This is a genomic window from Nocardia sp. CA-290969 (genome assembly GCF_050936135.1).
In the GTDB taxonomy this organism is placed as follows: Bacteria; Actinomycetota; Actinomycetes; order Mycobacteriales; family Mycobacteriaceae; genus Nocardia.
In genome coordinates this window covers 3,085,860-3,101,336 of record NZ_JBNJNJ010000001.1, presented here as the reverse complement: position 1 = coordinate 3,101,336, position 15,477 = coordinate 3,085,860, and the positions used below count along the sequence as shown (strand labels likewise).

Sequence of the window (15,477 nt, the reverse complement as noted above, 5' to 3'; positions counted from 1 at the left end):
ACGCTCAACTGACGAGCGTCGAAAGGACAATCCGGTGCAGGAACATCGCTACGACAACGAAGAAGGCGCTCTGCGGCCCAAGTCGTCACGCATCGATGGACCGGACCGGCCGCCGTTCGCGGCCGCGGCCCTCCGGAACCGAGACCACCGGATCGCGGAGGCCGATATTGCCGAACTTCAGCGCAGCGTCGGGAATACGGCCGTCAGCTCGATGCTCGGCGACGAGCCTTCGCCTGTGCACGACGTCGTCGGGTCGGTCGGGCGTCCACTCGAACCCGACGTTCGGGCGGATATGGAATCGAGGATGGGTCACGACTTCGGCGACGTACGCATACACGACGACGCGGCCGCGGACCACTCTGCCAGAGCAGTCGATGCCCACGCCTACACCGTCGGTTCCGACATCACCTTTCAGCGCGACGCCTACGATCCGACGTCGGTCGATGGTCGGACGACGTTGGCGCACGAACTGACCCATGTGGTGCAGCAACGCAGCGGACCGGTGGACGGGACACCGGCCGCGGGTGGAATCAGCGTCTCCGACCCGGCCGACCGGTTCGAACGCGAGGCGGTGGCAAATGCGGAGCGGGTCGCCGGGCAGGCCGCAAACTCTCCGGCACCGGCTCCCGCCGCGGTTCAGCGGCAGGACGTCCCGGCCCAGGACGAGGAGGACGAAGCATCCGTCCAGGGTTTGTTCGTGCAGCGGGACGAGGATATCGAGGACGAAACCAGCTGACATGGCAACTTCACCGCCGGTGCCGAATCCGTCGATGGACGACGGCCACCTCTGCGACAACTGTGGCGCCGCGAACCCGGTCGACGCGGAGTTCTGCGCTCAATGCGGCCGGTTCATGGGGCTCAGCACAGGATCGAGCACTCTGGGCGGAAGAACGCTCGCCTCCGAAACTCCGATCGTGGCGCAATCCCGTCCGGCGGCGTCGGATGGACGATCGCGCACTCCTGCTGCCGCACCGCTGCCTCGTCCTCGGAACGACTCCACGAGACCCGGGGCGGCGCGGCCCCCACGCGTCGAGGTGCCCGCCCCGGAAGTGATCATCGATCCCGAGCACGGTGGAACGTTCGAACTGCAGGTCCACAACACGTCCTCGGTCGTGGATCGCTTTCGGGCATGCCCGATCGACCCGCCGACCTGGCTGAAGTTGACCTACCCGGAAATCACGCTGTATCCCGACCAGGAGGAGACGGCGTCGATCACGATCGTCGTGGAATCGACGAGATGGCCCGCAGCCCAACGTATCATGCTGTCCGGTCAGGTGTACTCCGATGAAGATCCGAAGGCGGCAACGGACTTCGCGATCGCGGTCACCGTACCTCCGGTCGGTGACCCGGCCGAACTGCGGGCCGAGCCGGCGCAGGTGCGGCTACGCGATGCGACGTCGGAAAGAATCGAACTGAAACTGGATAATCGCGGCAGCAACTTCCCGCAGCGTTTCGAGTTGACCGGATCGGATCCCGAAGACGTGGCAGAATTCGAATTCTCGGCCACGATTGTCGAAGTTCCGCCCGGCGAAACCCTCAGCGTGGACGTCACGCTCACTGTTCCGGCGCCGGAGGCCGGCAAGCCACTGACGCGTCGGCTCACCATCTCCGGAGCAAACGACCAAGCCACCATCGAAACGCAGGTCACCGTCGAGCAGGAAACCTCCGCGGTGCAGCTGCGACTCGACCCCACTGTGATCAAGGCGCGCGATGTTCCACACGGCGAGGGCGGGCTGATCATCGACAACCGCAGGGGAGGCGCGGACCGGCGGATCCAACTCGCCGGCCGTGACCCGGAGGGCGCGGTCCGCCTGTCGTTTCGCGAAAGCAACATCCTGGTGAGGGCAGGCACCGAGAGCAGAACCGGCTTTCGGGTCCAATCCACCAATCGACCGACGGAAGCCGAAGTCACCCGAGCGTTCACCGTCGTCGCGTCGGACGGCACCAACGAGAGCACTGTGGACGGCACCTTCGTGGAGACGACCACGCCGGCTCCGATCACCACCGCCGCGATCCGCCTCGAGCCAGAGCAGCTCAACACCCGAGACCAGATATACGGCCGCTTCCGCGCCCTCGTGGACAACACGCGAGGATCCCGCACCCTGAGCGTCCGATTGGCCGGCGCCGATCCGGAACGTGCCGTCGGATTCGATTTCGACCCGTGGATCCTCGACATCCCCGCAGGCCGGGTGTCCGAGGTCGGGGTGACGGTGTCGGCGGCACTCCCCGCCGGCGGGGAGACGCTCTCCCGGGAAATCACGGTTATCGCCGGTAACCGGGACGGTTCCGTCCAGGCTCGCGCCGCGTTCACCCAGGCGGCATCCCCCGCCCCGATCACGCTCGCGAAGATCCATCTGGAGCCCGAACAGTTCACCCTGCACAACAGCACTCGAGGGCAGCTTCGCGTCGTGGTCGACAACAAGAGCCGAGCACTTCCCCTTCACGTGCGGTTATCGGGACGGGACCCGGAACGCGCCGTCTGGTTCTCCTTCGAGCCACCCCGACTCGACATCGCAGCGGGCCAGGTGGGATGGGCGAGTGTCGCGATCAACGCCCCTCGCCCCAGAACGGGACGGCAGATCGTCCGCAACCTGCAGGTGGCCGCGGACGACGGCGATGCCATGGTCGAGGCGAAGGCAGAACTCACTCAGACGACGGCGGACTTCCTGCCGCTGATACGGATTGTGTGTACGCTGCTCGGGGGATTGTTCGCCGTTGTCGGGGCCTTCCGGCCCTGGGCGCAGGACGACAGTTGGCTGGTGCCGCTGTACAACGTGACAGATTTCCCCGGCGTCGGCGATTTTCAGAACTTCGTCGGCGAAATAGGGGATATCGAAGTCGCGGACTCCGCCACCCAGACGAGTCAACCCATCGCGCGCGCAATCGTATTGGTTCTGGCCGTGATCATGATGCTGGGCGTCCTGCGCGCAAAAGGCACCCTCACGGTGGTCGCGGCATTACTCATGGCCGTCGTTACCATCGGCTTCCTGGTGTACGCGAGCGTCGTATTTTCTGCGGCCGTGGGGGGAAGCGGGGCGGTGCTCGTGTTCGCGGGCGCAGTGCTCGGATGTGTCGGCGGACTGTGCGTACGCAGAAAGAAACCGTGAACCCGAGTTCTCATGTGGCCGTAGCAGGCTGCGGCATGAGGCGCCCGAGCTTGCGATATTCCTGCCGGACGGCCGGGAGAACGTGGGCCATGCCGATCGGCTCGCCGCTCGCCGCGGCAAGGTAGGCGGCGGTGATCGCCGCCGAGCGAATATTGCCGCCGGACATCGTGAACGATCGAGCCAGGTGCTCCACGTCCAGGTCGTCTCGGCGTGGCGCGGGCGAGTCGAAGCAGCGCAGCCACAGTGCTCGGCGCGCGCCCTCGTCGGGTGTGGGGAAGTCCACAATGGCGTCGAGCCTACGGACAAACGCATCGTCGAGGTTCGCCCGCAGGTTGGTGGCGAGCACGGCGAGGCCGTCGAAGCTCTCCATCCGCTGCAACAGGTACGCGCTTTCGATGTTCGCATAGCGATCGTGGGCGTCACGTACCTCGCTTCGCTTACCGAAGATCGCGTCCGCCTCGTCGAACAGCAGCACCGCGTTGACGCCACTGGCCTCGGCGAAGATCCGTTCGAGATTCTTCTCGGTCTCACCGACGTACTTGTCGACCACCGCAGAGAGGTTCACGGCGTACAGGTCCAGGCCGAGGGCCCCGGCGATCACTTCCGCCGCCATCGTCTTGCCCGTCCCCGAGTCGCCGGCGAACAGCGCCGTCACTCCGCAGCCCCGGCCACCTCCCGGCCGCATCCGCCAGTCGGTCAGCACCCGCTCCCGGTAGCGGGCTCGGGAGGTGAGCTCGCGCAATTGATCCCTCACTCGCGGCGGGAGTACGAGGTCGGCCCAGGACACCGCGGGTTCGATCCGCGTGGCCAGTCGCTCGAGCCCGGCCGCGTTCTGCGACCGTGCCCCCTGGCGCAGATGATTGCCGGTGAGCTGGGTACCGGTAAGCGAGGCGAATGCCCGAGCGGCGCCGATGGCTCGCACGATCTGTGCGGGTCCCAACACGAACTGGGTGGCGACGTCGGCCACGGCGCCGGCGCTTGTTGCATATTGCTGTGTCGCGTCGGCCCACAGACGTGCGCGCTCGTCCGTCGACAGCCGCCCCGACTCGATCTGCAGCGGCACGGAGTCGGACCACCTCGGATCCCAGGTGACGGTCCCGGTGAGGATCGTCGGTGACTTCAGCGCACACAATGCCCGCAGTACAGCACTGCGCTCGGTCAGCATGTCAACCGGTGTCACGACCACCCCGGAGCCACGTAGCAGTCCCTCGCGGCCGAGTGCACGCACCGCTGCTACGGGGTCACCGTGCCCGACCAGGCGGGCAGCATCCACGCACAGTGCGGGGTGACCCGACCGCTCGAGCGCCGCCACGGCGACCGCCGCACCGGCACAACCGACCGACTCCCGAATGTAGACGCATCGCTGACCGGCTCCTATCGACCGCGCGACCTGTACGGACTCCGCCGAATCGTATCCCCGTGCGTCCGTCGTCAATCCCGCGAGCTCCGAATCCCGACCGTCGTCGCCGAGCAGGTGTTGCGTCACCCGATCCGGAACCCGCAGCCCCCGGGTGAGAAACGGTCGCTCGCCGTCCTCGATCAGGACGAGCGCGTTGTCGACCAACGGGGCCCCGGGCGCGAGCCGCGTCCGGTGCGCGGCCACCACCGGGGACAGGTCGAGCAATTCGAGGACGAGGCCGACCGTGGCCCGCCGGCGGGTGACGTCGTCGTTGAGATAGCCGTACAGCCGCTCGAACCGGGAGTCCAGATCCGGCAGCAAACAGATCAACAGGGCGTCGGCGTCGAGGTCGGACAGCGCGGCGGCGCGGGCGAGTCGGCGCAGCCGGAGTTCGGCGCCGGACGCCTCGGCGATATCGGCACGCTGTTCCAGCGTCGTGCGCGACAACTCGTCCGGAGGCGGCGGCGTGGGCGACGCTGCGAGGAGGGCGACAACAGATTCATCGCTCAGGTAGAGGCCCCGAAAGGGATCGTCGGGGGCGGGGTCGCGACCGCGTCGGTGCGCAACCACCGTGCGCACGCGCTCCTCGATCAGCGCACACCGGTCGAGCAGATAACGCAGGCTCGTGTCCGAGGTCACTGGGATCGCCTCGGCTTGCGCCGGGACCTGCGGAGTGTGAAGGTGGGCGTCGACGTGTCGTCGGTCAGTGTCTCGAGACCCACCGGACCGTCGGCGGGACCACCGTCGCCGCGACGCTCACGCCTGCGTTTACGTTCTACCGGAGCCGAATCGGCAATCCCCTCGGTGGTCAGACGCGGAGTGCGCAGAGCCGGGGGCGCCGCCGGAAGTGCCTGACCGGTCTCCGACGGAACGCTGACAACGACGTCCAGAGAAGGCTTCAACTCCCCCCCGAGTGCGGTCCATACGTCGGCGAAGGAGCGGTCCTCAGGCGGTGGTAATGCGACCGTGACCGGCACAGGCAGCGCGAGCGTGGCGAGCGAACCAGTCAACAACTCCTGCGGCAGAGCCTCATGGCGGAGAAGACACACCAGGAGACGCCCGAGCAGGCGGTGTTCGTCCTCGGGCCGTTGGGTCCACGCAGCAACAAGATAGGACAGCTTGAAGTAACGCGGCGGGGAATGCCTGGCACGGACGCGTCTGTCCTCGTACTCGTTGACGAGCCCACGCTGCCGCCGGCGCAGGTCTTCTCTGATGTCGTACAGGTACACGTCGATCGTCGGCCCCGTGCGTCGGGCCGCCCAGTCCTTGGTCGGGGCGTCGAAGACAACGTCGACTTCCGCCTCCTCAACCGATTCTTGCTCGATCAATTGTTTCAGCGCGTCATCGACCTCTGATATCACGGCCACCACCGTCCCATCTCAGCGGCAGCGAGCGAAGAACGCCAGGGCCCGACTTTTGGGCGGGTATCGGTACCCCATGGGCCACCGCCGCCTCAGATCAACCCTTCGCGAACCGCGTAGGCGACCGCATGCGACCTATTGCGAAGCTGCAGCCGAGTCGTGATGTCGTGCAGCACGTTCTTCACAGTGCGCTGGCTGTAGCAGAGCTGCTGCGCAATCTCCGAGGTGTCGTGTCCGTCGGCGACCAGGCGAAGAACCTGAACCTCCCGGTCCGACAATCCCGAGAAACACAACCCACGCGGGGAGAGAACCCGTCGTTGCAAGGCGCCGACCTGCCCGAGCAACCGCCCGAGCAGGTCAGGTGGAACGACGCCTTCGCCGGCAATCACCTTCTGGATCGTGCGCACCAGCAGGTCGGGTGTCGCGTCACCGCGACGGAGCAGACCGCTGACACCGCCCTCCGCGGCTGCGACAAGCGTGGCATCGTCGATCACACGCAGCACAAGGAGGACGCGCGGCGAGAAACCTCGTTGGAGAGCATGCAGGGTTTGCATTGTTGCGTCATCGAGGACATCCGCAGCCAAGACGGCGACCTCCGCCGACTCCGGGTTCGAGCCCTCGACAACGACAACCTCACTGCGCATCCGCAGCTGACTGATCACGCCGGCCTGAAGAATCGAGTCGTCGGCGTACACATAGACAGGCACTCGGGGTTGCATTTTTACTCCCGACGGGAGGGATTGATGGGCAACAACAACTGTCCGGATGACGCTCAACAATGGCTCAACAAGCGAATCCACGCGCTCAACACAGAAGGCTGGTCACGAAGTACCTCTCCCACCAACATCAGTGACGGGAGTGTCCGATTAACGGTGGATCCGATCTCGGCGTTGGTTAGTTACCGGTCGGGGTGATCCGGCCTTCGAAGGTGATCGCGAAGGCGTTCAGCGCGGGTTTCCACCGCATCGCCCACCGTTTCTTACCACGGCCTGTGGGATCCAGGGACCGGGTCACGAGATACAGGCACTTCAACGCGGCTTGCTCGCTGGGGAAGTGCCCACGGGCCCGGACCGCGCGTCGATAGCGGGCATTGAGCGACTCGATCGCGTTCGTCGAGCAGATGACACGTCGAATCTCGACGTCGTAGTCGAGGAACGGAATGAACTCGGTCCAAGAGTTCTCCCACAGCCGCACGATCGCCGGATACTGCCCGCCCCATTTCGCGGTGAACTCGGCGAACCGTTCCTTGGCGGCGGCCTCGGTCGGTGCGGTGTAGACCGGCCGCAGATCTTTGCTCATCTGGTCCCAGTACCGGCGAGAGGCATACCGGAACGAGTTACGCAGCAAATGGATGACACAGGTTTGCACGATCGTGCGTTCCCACACGGTGTTGATCGCTTCCGGCAGCCCTTTGAGCCCGTCACACACGGCGATGCAGACGTCGGCGACGCCGCGGTTCTTGAGCTCGGTCAACACTTGCAGCCAGTATTTGGCGCCTTCACCGCCGTCGCCGGCCCAGAGCCCGAGGATGTCGCGCTCCCCGGCGCAGGTAACGCCGATGACGACATAGATCGGGCGGTTGGCGACCTGGCCATCGCGGATCTTCACATGCACGGCATCGATGAACACCACTGGATAGACCGGTTCCAGTGGCCGGTTGCACCAGTCGGTCATCTCGGTGATCACCTTGTCGGTGATCTTGGAGATCGTGTCCTTCGAGACCGAGGCACCATAGATATCGGCGAAGTGCGCCGCGACTTCACCGGTGGTCAGTCCTTTCGCGGTCAAAGACAGCACGATCTCGTCGATCCCGGTCAACCGGCGCTGCCGTTTCTTGACGATCCGCGGTTCGAACGAGGAATCGGTGTCGCGCGGGACCGCGATCTCGACAGGACCGATCTCGGTCAGCACCGTCTTGGAGCGTGTGCCGTTGCGGGAGTTGCCGGTTCCCCGCCCGTCCGGGTCGTGTTTCTCATAGCCGACGTGCTCGGTCATTTCCGCTTCCAACGCGGTTTCCAGCACGTTCTTGGTCAGCTGGTTCAGCAGCCCGTCCGGGCCGAGCAGCTCGACTCCCTGCTCTTTGGCCTGCGCAAGTAGTTGCTCGGCCAGCTTCTTCTGATCCACCGCATCCACCACGGATTCGAGTGTCTCCGACATCAATCGATCCTTCCTGCCGAGCACACAGGCCCGGCCGTCGGACCGAGATCAGATCCACCGAATTTCAGACAGTCCCTCAGTGACCCGGCGCCGGGACTGTGGATTCAAGGGTGCTCCGGCCTGATTCTCTGACCGGATGGTCAGCGGGAAGGGGGCCCCATGTGAGACACGCTCTTTACTTCGTTCCTGCCCGCTGAATGCTGTTGGCCTTTTCGGGCAGCGCCGAGGGCAGCGATTGCGAACGGACCTTGAAGCCGGGCGCGAGGAACCCTAGCGTGATTGCTGCTGGGCCCGAGGGGAGAGTCCTCCCCTGTGTTGCGGTCTTCTAGGGGTGATCGGCGATGCATGACAGAGCTGCGGAAACCTCCGATGGGCTGCGGCGGCCAAGCCGTTCGAAACCGGCCGCCGCCCAGGCTCCGGCCGCCGGCCTGCTTCCGGCCTGCCCGGCCCCCACTGCCCGGCATCCGGTCACCGTCCCAGCGGCGGCCTTGCGTCAGACGATCCAGACAGTGGCCTCGCAGGCCGGTAATCGGGCTACCCAGCACGCCGTGTTGGCTGTGCAGCGGGAGACTGCACAGGACGTGATCACCCGCTACAGCGACTGGGGTGGCCTGAGTGTGCGGGAGGGGGCGCTCGGACAGTACCTGGGGCAACGAGCAAAAGCGGGGGATTACGGAATCGTCACCCAGGTGATCCACGCAAACGAACTGCATTCCTACGACAAGGACGACGTGGCTGTGGCCACGATGAAGCAGTTCTCCGTCCCCGACGTGATCACGATGGCTCGCAATCAGGCCGCTGTGCAGATGCTGCGGCTGCTGAAGAACGAGATGACCGATTGGTGGAGTTGGCGAATCACCGATGAGGAACGCCGACTGGGCGACTTGATCGGCGCGGTACTCGATGACCCGGGTGCCCGGGTTATCTGGAACCGGGCACGGATTTTGGAGATCAAGAACTCCGTCGCTACCGACCTGGAGGCGCTGGCGCAACTCTACGACGATGACTTGGTCGTCGATGACGGCACGCTCGCCGGCCGCACTTCGGCGGTCCTCGGTGTTACGGCCAGTCTTGTTGTCCCGGGCCTGCAGACCGGTATCGAGTTCGGCGATACCGGTTTCGCTGGTGACCAGAACCCCGGCGGGGCCGGCTTCCGGGACCCGCACCCATCCAGCCGTAACCAAGTGGGACATTTCCTCACCGCGGTCGGTCTGCAGTTCTCTCCAGATCTGGTGTCCAGGCCGATCCCAGGGATCGGCCTGGTCCGCGCAACTCTTGGGGTACCGACCGGCAACACGGTCCGGGAAATGATCCAGGCCCCGGCCGCCCTCAGCGACGAAGACGTTGCGCTACGGCTGACAATCGGCCACGAGAAGGCCCCGGATCCACCCGGCGGGATGGCAACGGCTGTCAGCATCCTGTTCGCCGGATTCGATGAGCGTTTCGGACCAGCCCCGGAGGACGAGACCGAGGACCAGCGCGAGCGGAGGGTTGCTCAGGCGATGATGGATGAGACCCGTCGCCAGGTGATCGCGATCATCCAGGCATTTCGGGCACAGTTCGAAGCCTGCAGTGACGCCGACGTCGCCGCATGGAACAAGGCGATCACCGCATCCGGGCTCGGTGACACTCTCGACCTGGGTGCCGCCGATCCCGAGCTGCAGCGGATCAGCATCGTCTTTGCGCAGCGCGGCAACAGCATCCAGGATCTGCGGCTGAGCCTGGTCGGGTGGCGGCTGGGGCAGCTATTGCGCAGCAACGCATTCGGCAATGACAGGAAGCGGGTCGCGGCCTGGTTGCGTACCAATCTCGGGTGAGCTGGGGTTACACGCCGACCTTTCCGGGCGCTGCTGCCCGACCGATCTCGGGGGTTGAACCCGAAGTGTCGGGCCCTATCTTCGAGGAAGCTCCCACAGTGGCCTTCCATTGCTCTCCGGTGTCACCACCGGAAGCTTTCTACGCCAATAAGGCGCTTCTGCAACCCAGACTCTCCCGGTGACTGTGTCGAGGACTGCAAAGGTCGTGGTGTTCTCGGTCCCACAGGCGGCGATCTGAAAGCGGCCGATGTGTGACTCATTGGATTGTGCGCCGTTCATTCGGTCTCCTCCTGTGCGCCTTCTGAAAGATCACAGGTCCGCCTGGTCGACTACGGAGGGTGATCCTTCTTTCCAGGCCCGTTCGGGCCCTGCCCGATGGCGCCTCGGCGTGCCATGGTTGGTCATGGGAAACGTCATGGGAAATATTGTGGCCGGGGGAGTTGCGGCGCGCAGGCACTGCTGGGCACCCATTCGGGCACATTCCGCTGCCGCTTTCACGGTGTGGTTCGGAACCGTGTGCCGGGCATGAAGAAAGATAATCTTACCTGGGAGAATGCAGATTGCTCTCCTCCCGGCAGTGATCACGGCCGTGGTGGGGGTCCGCGCCGCCGGTCGACCGGCGCTCGAAGCCCTGGTCGAATATGTGGGATCTCAGAAGATCCTGCTGGTACTTGTCGGGCGACCGTGAGACGGCCCCGTGGCTCACAAGATCGGCTCCTTGGGCTCTGCCGCCCTGATGGGTGCCGTGCGGTGTTCGAACACGCGCGCCGCGAGCCACACAACGACCAGGAGGCCGGCGATGCAGGTTCCGAGGGCGACATGGTAACCGGTCTCGAACGCGTTGCTTGCTGTCGCCTGCATATGTGGTGGGAGCTCGTGGAGGTTCCCCGTCGCAATGGGCCCGGAGGCAGTATGGGTTTGCCCGTATCGCAACGCGCCCATTTATGTTGGGTGACTGCGCGCCAATGGCCCCGACCACGAGTCCTACCGCCGCACCGAGCCGGCGCGCGGAGGTCAGCACCGCCGAGGCAGCACCCGCGACCGGGTCGGCGACGTCGCGCATGGCGACGTTCGTGATTCCGGGAACCAGTAGCCCGAAACCGAGGCCAGCGACCACGTACCCAGCGGATGCAACGGCGAAGGGGGTGGTTGGCGTCAACGTGCTCAGCGCTGCGACCGCGACCGCTCCGGCTGTGCAACCTGGAGTGACGATGGCTCGCAGTGTGAAGCGCTGGCTCAGTTCCCGGCCATCCGGTCCGCGAGGAGGAACGGGAAGTTCATCAGTAGCCAGGACAGTCCAGCGCGAAGCCGGGTACTTTCTGTATCTGTTGCCGCCTAGCCGCGACGGTCGTTGCGTAGCCTGTCGATGGCGTGTGCGATCCATGTCGCGCGATCGGCGCCCGGTAATTGCCGCTGCTCGAACGCGATGAGTCGTTCGGCCGTCGCGTGGCTGCCCAGCACCATCGTCAGCAGCAGCCGGAACTCGTTGGCCTGTGCCGGGGGAGGGCTCGGGGCCGTGACGGGCGCTTCCGCTGCCGGCGCTGCGGCGAGTGGTGAAACCGGTCGCGCCCCTGGTCCGGCGGAGACTCGGTGCTCCCATACTTGTGCCTCGTTGATTTGCCCGTCTGCCCGAAGCAGTGCGGCAAGGGCGGATATTGCGCCGGAATGGCCAGCTACAGCGGCTTTTCGGAGCCAGATCTGGGCGTCGACGAGGTCGCCGCCGTTGCGGTGTCGGCGCTGCCAGCGCTGCAATACGCCTTGGCGGGCGACTCCGTCCTGGATCATGCGACCCAGCGTGTACATGGCGTGCGGGTCGCCGGCATCGGCAGCTTTGCGATACCAGTGCCGCGCCCCGGTCTCATCGCCGCATTCGAGCAGGGACGCCGCCAACGCCGCCATCTCTTCGCGGGATCTCGCCTCGGGCGGCTCCTCCCTGTGGGCGATGGGGGCGGCGGCCGGAGGAAGCGACGGTGGGCCGGCCGGAAGCGAGGCAGCGCGCGATTGTGACCACGATGTCGCCGGCCGTTGGTTTGCGAGGTGGCGAGCAGTTACTGCCAGGTCTTCGGAGTTCAGCGGCCGGTCTGTGCCGTCGATGCGCAGCCGGGCAGCTGTTGCGTCGAGTAGCTGGAGCGCGCTGTGCGGGCGGGGCCCGGCCAGGTAGTGATCGCTGAGCTCAACCGCGGCGATCGCGGTGGTCTCGGGGATCTCCACTCCGTGGTAGGCCGCGTAGGTCGGCGCGAGCGCGGCCAAGGCTTCGACGGCGTCCTGCGTCGACAGCGACGTGATCTCGACCGGGACGAAGATGCGGGTCAGAGCGTCGTCGGCCGCGGTGAGGCCGGTGTAGTGCGCTCGGGTCGCGGCGGCAACCAGACGCAGCGCGGGACGGCTGTACGCGGGCGCCAGGATGTCACTGACAGTGGGGGTGAATTCGGCTGCCGCGGTGGCGACGGCAGCGAGGTCGTCGATGAAGACGACCGCCTGGCCCGCACGGTCTTCGACGTCGTCCAGGACAGTGGTGAGCAACTCGTCGAAGGCGCTCCGCGAGCGGGCGGCCGTGATCATTGCGCGCACGTCGACGCGCACAACACCGTTGTCGCGCAGCAAGTCCGGTGCCTCGTCGGCAGCGATGCGCTGAGCCAAGCCCGAGACAATCGCCGTCTTGCCCACGCCGGGGTCGCCGAGTAGCACGGCAGCGTTGCCGCTACGACGTGCCCACACCTTCGCCAGTTCCAGGATTTCGGTGTGGCGGCCGACGACCGGGTCGAGCTGATCCAGGATGGCGAGTTCGGTGAGATCAGTGCTGTACTTCGCCAGCGGGCGAGTATCGATGTCGGAGTGCGTGTGGAGCTCCGGGTCGGCGGCCGCGCCGGCGGCGAGCACCGCTCGTAACAGGTGATAGGAGGCGCCGTTCTCGGCGAGCAGCCGTGCCTCGGTGGTGCTGCCCCACGCCAGGCCGATAAGGAGATGCTGGGCAGAGACTGCGGCTTCGCCGCGCTCGTCGGCCAGGCGCCGCGCCTGTGTGCAAGCCGAAAGTGCAGCTTCGTTCAAGCGTGGGATGACACTCGGGTCTGCTGCTTTCCGGACCTGCGCGGCGATCGCCAGGGCGGCGCTGCGGACCTTCTCGGGGTCGGCCCCGAGTACCCGCAGCAACACGGCAGCGCCGCCATCGGCCTGGCTCAACAGTGCGGCCAGTAGGTGAGCAGATGTCAGCTCGGTGGCCCCGGACGAGCGCGCCGCCTTCAACGCCTCTGTCAATGCCGTATCGACGGCGCGGGCCGGGTTGAAAGAGTTCACGGTTTCCTCCGTTTCGCGTTCACCGGCGCCTGCCGGGGGAGACGAGCTGCGGCCACAGTCGTGCCCGGCGGGATCAGATCGACAGCAGCGGCAGGACGACCCAGAACGAGAGCAGGATGCTGATCGATATAAGGAATGCGATGGCTGCGGGCCTGTGGAACAGCGGCTTGCCCGGATCCATCGGCCGACCCGGCATACCCGGAAACGGCGCGGCGAGCTGGATGATTCGCGAATGGGCCGATGCGTTGGACAGTAGTGTGAACAGGTTGATGAACAATGACAATGGACCCCACCAGCCGAGCCAGGCGCTTTCGATCGTCATCCGGCGCAGCGTGGCCAGGCCACAATCGCGGCAGAACGGCCCCGGCATCCGCACGAACTGCATCCACAGCACGAATCCGCGATGGCTGCGAATAGTAACCGCAGCGGCCGGAACAGCGCCGCAGTGCAGACAATACAGCATCTGCTCTGATGTGGCGGGCGGTAGCGCGGGCTGTGGTGGCGTGGCCGTTGTCGGGCGTAGCTCGGCGTCGATGCCGGTGAAGGTGCCGCCCAGGACATCGGCGTGCACGATGTCCAGCAGTTCACGGTGACCCAACCCGTCGTGCAGGACCTGCGCTGCGGCAGTGGAACTGTCGGCGAGCAGCCCCAGCGCCAGCATCCCCGCCGGGACACCGTGCAAGTTGTAGTGCTGAGCCAGTTCGACAGCAGTCCGCAGAGCCTGGGCGCAAGTATCGGTGAGCCGGATACCCGCCCAATGCGCCGTACTGCGGGGCGCCGGGTCCACCGCGACCTTCCTGGCAAGACTGTTGCAGTCCCCGCAGTGCAATTGAATCCGCTCCCAGCTGCCTGGAGTATCGACCCGCATCAGCGCCACCAGCAGACCGCGGGTATCAACCGGGAGCGAGCCGGCCTCGGACTTGGCTTGCCACAACGCGTTCACCACTGTCGGGTGCAGCGGCAGACCGACCAAGATATCCGACGTCGCCACTGTCTCTCCTGAGTCTCGGGCTCACCGAATGCGAGCGCCCCTGGGCCGGGTACAAGTATCTACGTTTCGGATGACCGAGGCCCACGCCCGGCTGTCCGGTGGCCGCACCCAATGGCGGATTCGTTGTCCTCCTCGCCGCGGACATCGTTCTCACCGCGACGTGCCGGACAGCGCCCGGGCCCGCGGACCGCCTGCCTCCGTCGCCGGCCGACGGCCGCGGATTCTGCGGACCAGACAGAGGAGGACCGACCGCAGGGCCTCGGCCCGACGGCTGGAGGGGACGAACATCTGCTGTTTGAGTCGCGCGGTGCGCTGGTGCTTGGTGATGAACGGACGCAGGCCGGTTTCCCAGGCGTCCAGCGCGGCGGCGAGGTCGTCGGGGTGTTCAAGCAGGGCCGCGCTCAGTGCGGCGCCGCCGCGCAGCGAGGACGTGGCACCCATGCCCGAGTAGAGGTTCATGCACCACGCCGCATCCCCCACCAGCACGGCCCGGCCCTTGCTCCACCGTGGCATCCGCACCTGGTGCACCGAGTCGAACAGGTGGTCAGGGGCCTCCTCCAGGGAGTCCAGGACGTGCCGCACCACGGGATCGTCCATTCCGGAGAAGACCGAGCGCAGCCGCTGGACCCGTGACCCGCTGAACTGCTCCTGGATGTCCGTCGTCCGGTACGTCAGCAGCGCGGTGGGCGCGTGGTCGGCGAGCCCGAATACCCACACCGCCCGCTTCGCGCGCGCAATGATGATGCTGTCACTCGCCTCGTACGACGGCACCTGCTCCTTCAGTTGGAAAGCGCAGATCATCGCGTTCCACGTGGTCAGGTAGTCCTCGTCCGGACCGAACACGATCCGGCGCACGCTCGAGCGCATCCCGTCCGCGCCGACGACCATGTCGAAGCTCTCGTGGTACTGCGCACCGGTGTCGGCCTTCTCGAGCAGAACCTGCACCGCGGCAGGACCCTCGGTGATCGCGACCGGAGTGGTCCTGAACCGCACCTCGACGCCGGTGATGCTCTGCCACAGCGCGGCCTCGATATCCCCGCGCAGCACCGCTGCCGGCTCCCCGGGCTGATCCAGGAATCCCAGAGCCGGCCTGCGCCTGCCCCGGCGATCCACCGACCACGAATTCGCGCGGGCCGTCCGTTGCGGGTTGCGGGTGTGCAGGTGGTCGGCGATGCCCAGGTCGGCCGCGGCCTGCCGACCCTCCGGGAACAGCCCGACGAAATAGCCCCCGGTACGCCGCTCGGGCGCCCGTTCGACGATCACCGGCGTCCAACCGGCCCGGCGCAGCCCGATGGCCGCGGACATCCCCGCGATCCCGAGCCCGACCACCAACGCCCTCTTCCGCATGGCC

11 protein-coding genes are annotated in these 15,477 nt (G+C 66.2%); 4 read left to right on the top strand and 7 right to left on the bottom strand.

Going from position 1 to position 15,477, the window contains the following annotated elements:
* Positions 1–34 precede the first annotated feature (34 nt).
* Both ACQEVO_RS13965 and ACQEVO_RS13960 read left to right on the top strand, forming a co-directional pair.
* Entirely contained in the window at positions 35–736 is a 702-nt protein-coding gene (locus tag ACQEVO_RS13965) for an eCIS core domain-containing protein (protein WP_432913046.1), read from the top strand.
* Positions 737–1,049: 313 nt separating this feature from the next.
* A complete protein-coding gene (locus ACQEVO_RS13960) occupies positions 1,050–3,107 on the top strand; it encodes a COG1470 family protein (protein ID WP_432913044.1) in 2,058 nt (685 codons plus the stop codon).
* A gap of 10 nt (positions 3,108–3,117) precedes the next feature.
* On the opposite strand, the gene ACQEVO_RS13955 is transcribed toward ACQEVO_RS13960, so the two are convergent.
* From ACQEVO_RS13955 to ACQEVO_RS13940, 4 genes are all read right to left on the bottom strand, one after another.
* Positions 3,118–5,145 (bottom strand): ATP-binding protein, encoded by a 2,028-nt coding sequence (locus ACQEVO_RS13955; RefSeq protein WP_432913043.1) that lies wholly within the window; start codon positions 5,143–5,145, stop codon positions 3,118–3,120.
* Complete coding sequence (locus ACQEVO_RS13950) at positions 5,142–5,867, bottom strand: DUF4255 domain-containing protein (protein ID WP_432913041.1); 726 nt, start codon at positions 5,865–5,867, stop codon at positions 5,142–5,144. Before ACQEVO_RS13950 ends, ACQEVO_RS13955 begins: the two co-directional genes overlap by 4 nt.
* Positions 5,868–5,959: 92 nt before the next feature.
* Positions 5,960–6,586, bottom strand: coding sequence for a LuxR C-terminal-related transcriptional regulator (locus tag ACQEVO_RS13945; protein ID WP_432922670.1), 627 nt, complete (start codon positions 6,584–6,586; stop codon positions 5,960–5,962).
* A 175-nt stretch (positions 6,587–6,761) separates the two neighbouring features.
* Entirely contained in the window at positions 6,762–8,024 is a 1,263-nt protein-coding gene (locus ACQEVO_RS13940) for an IS256 family transposase (RefSeq protein WP_432908572.1), read from the bottom strand.
* A gap of 509 nt (positions 8,025–8,533) precedes the next feature.
* Here ACQEVO_RS13940 and ACQEVO_RS13935 point away from each other — a divergent pair.
* On the top strand, positions 8,534–9,841 hold the full coding sequence (locus ACQEVO_RS13935) for a hypothetical protein (protein WP_432913039.1): 1,308 nt from the start codon (positions 8,534–8,536) through the stop codon (positions 9,839–9,841).
* A gap of 553 nt (positions 9,842–10,394) precedes the next feature.
* On the top strand, positions 10,395–10,529 hold the full coding sequence (locus ACQEVO_RS13930) for a hypothetical protein (protein ID WP_432913037.1): 135 nt from the start codon (positions 10,395–10,397) through the stop codon (positions 10,527–10,529).
* Between the two features lie 647 nt (positions 10,530–11,176).
* Here ACQEVO_RS13930 and ACQEVO_RS13925 read toward each other — a convergent pair.
* The 3 genes from ACQEVO_RS13925 to ACQEVO_RS13915 all read right to left on the bottom strand — a co-directional run bounded on the left by ACQEVO_RS13925 (position 11,177) and on the right by ACQEVO_RS13915 (position 15,473).
* Positions 11,177–13,135, bottom strand: coding sequence for a Clp protease N-terminal domain-containing protein (locus ACQEVO_RS13925; RefSeq protein WP_432913035.1), 1,959 nt, complete (start codon positions 13,133–13,135; stop codon positions 11,177–11,179).
* 73 nt (positions 13,136–13,208) lie between these two features.
* Positions 13,209–14,126: a hypothetical protein gene (locus tag ACQEVO_RS13920; protein WP_432913033.1), complete on the bottom strand. Its 918-nt coding sequence runs from the start codon at positions 14,124–14,126 to the stop codon at positions 13,209–13,211.
* Positions 14,127–14,276: 150 nt separating this feature from the next.
* Complete coding sequence (locus tag ACQEVO_RS13915) at positions 14,277–15,473, bottom strand: FAD-dependent monooxygenase (RefSeq protein ID WP_432913031.1); 1,197 nt, start codon at positions 15,471–15,473, stop codon at positions 14,277–14,279.
* Positions 15,474–15,477: the final 4 nt, after the last annotated feature.

Excerpts from the sequence above, each read along its gene's own strand:
- ACQEVO_RS13945 (WP_432922670.1), bottom strand. The coding sequence starts at position 6,586 with ATGCAACCCCGAGTGCCTGTCTATGTGTACGCCGACGACTCGATTCTT.
- ACQEVO_RS13940 (WP_432908572.1), bottom strand. The coding sequence starts at position 8,024 with ATGTCGGAGACACTCGAATCCGTGGTGGATGCGGTGGATCAGAAGAAG.
- ACQEVO_RS13930 (WP_432913037.1), top strand. The coding sequence starts at position 10,395 with ATGCAGATTGCTCTCCTCCCGGCAGTGATCACGGCCGTGGTGGGGGTC.
- ACQEVO_RS13915 (WP_432913031.1), bottom strand. The coding sequence starts at position 15,473 with ATGCGGAAGAGGGCGTTGGTGGTCGGGCTCGGGATCGCGGGGATGTCC.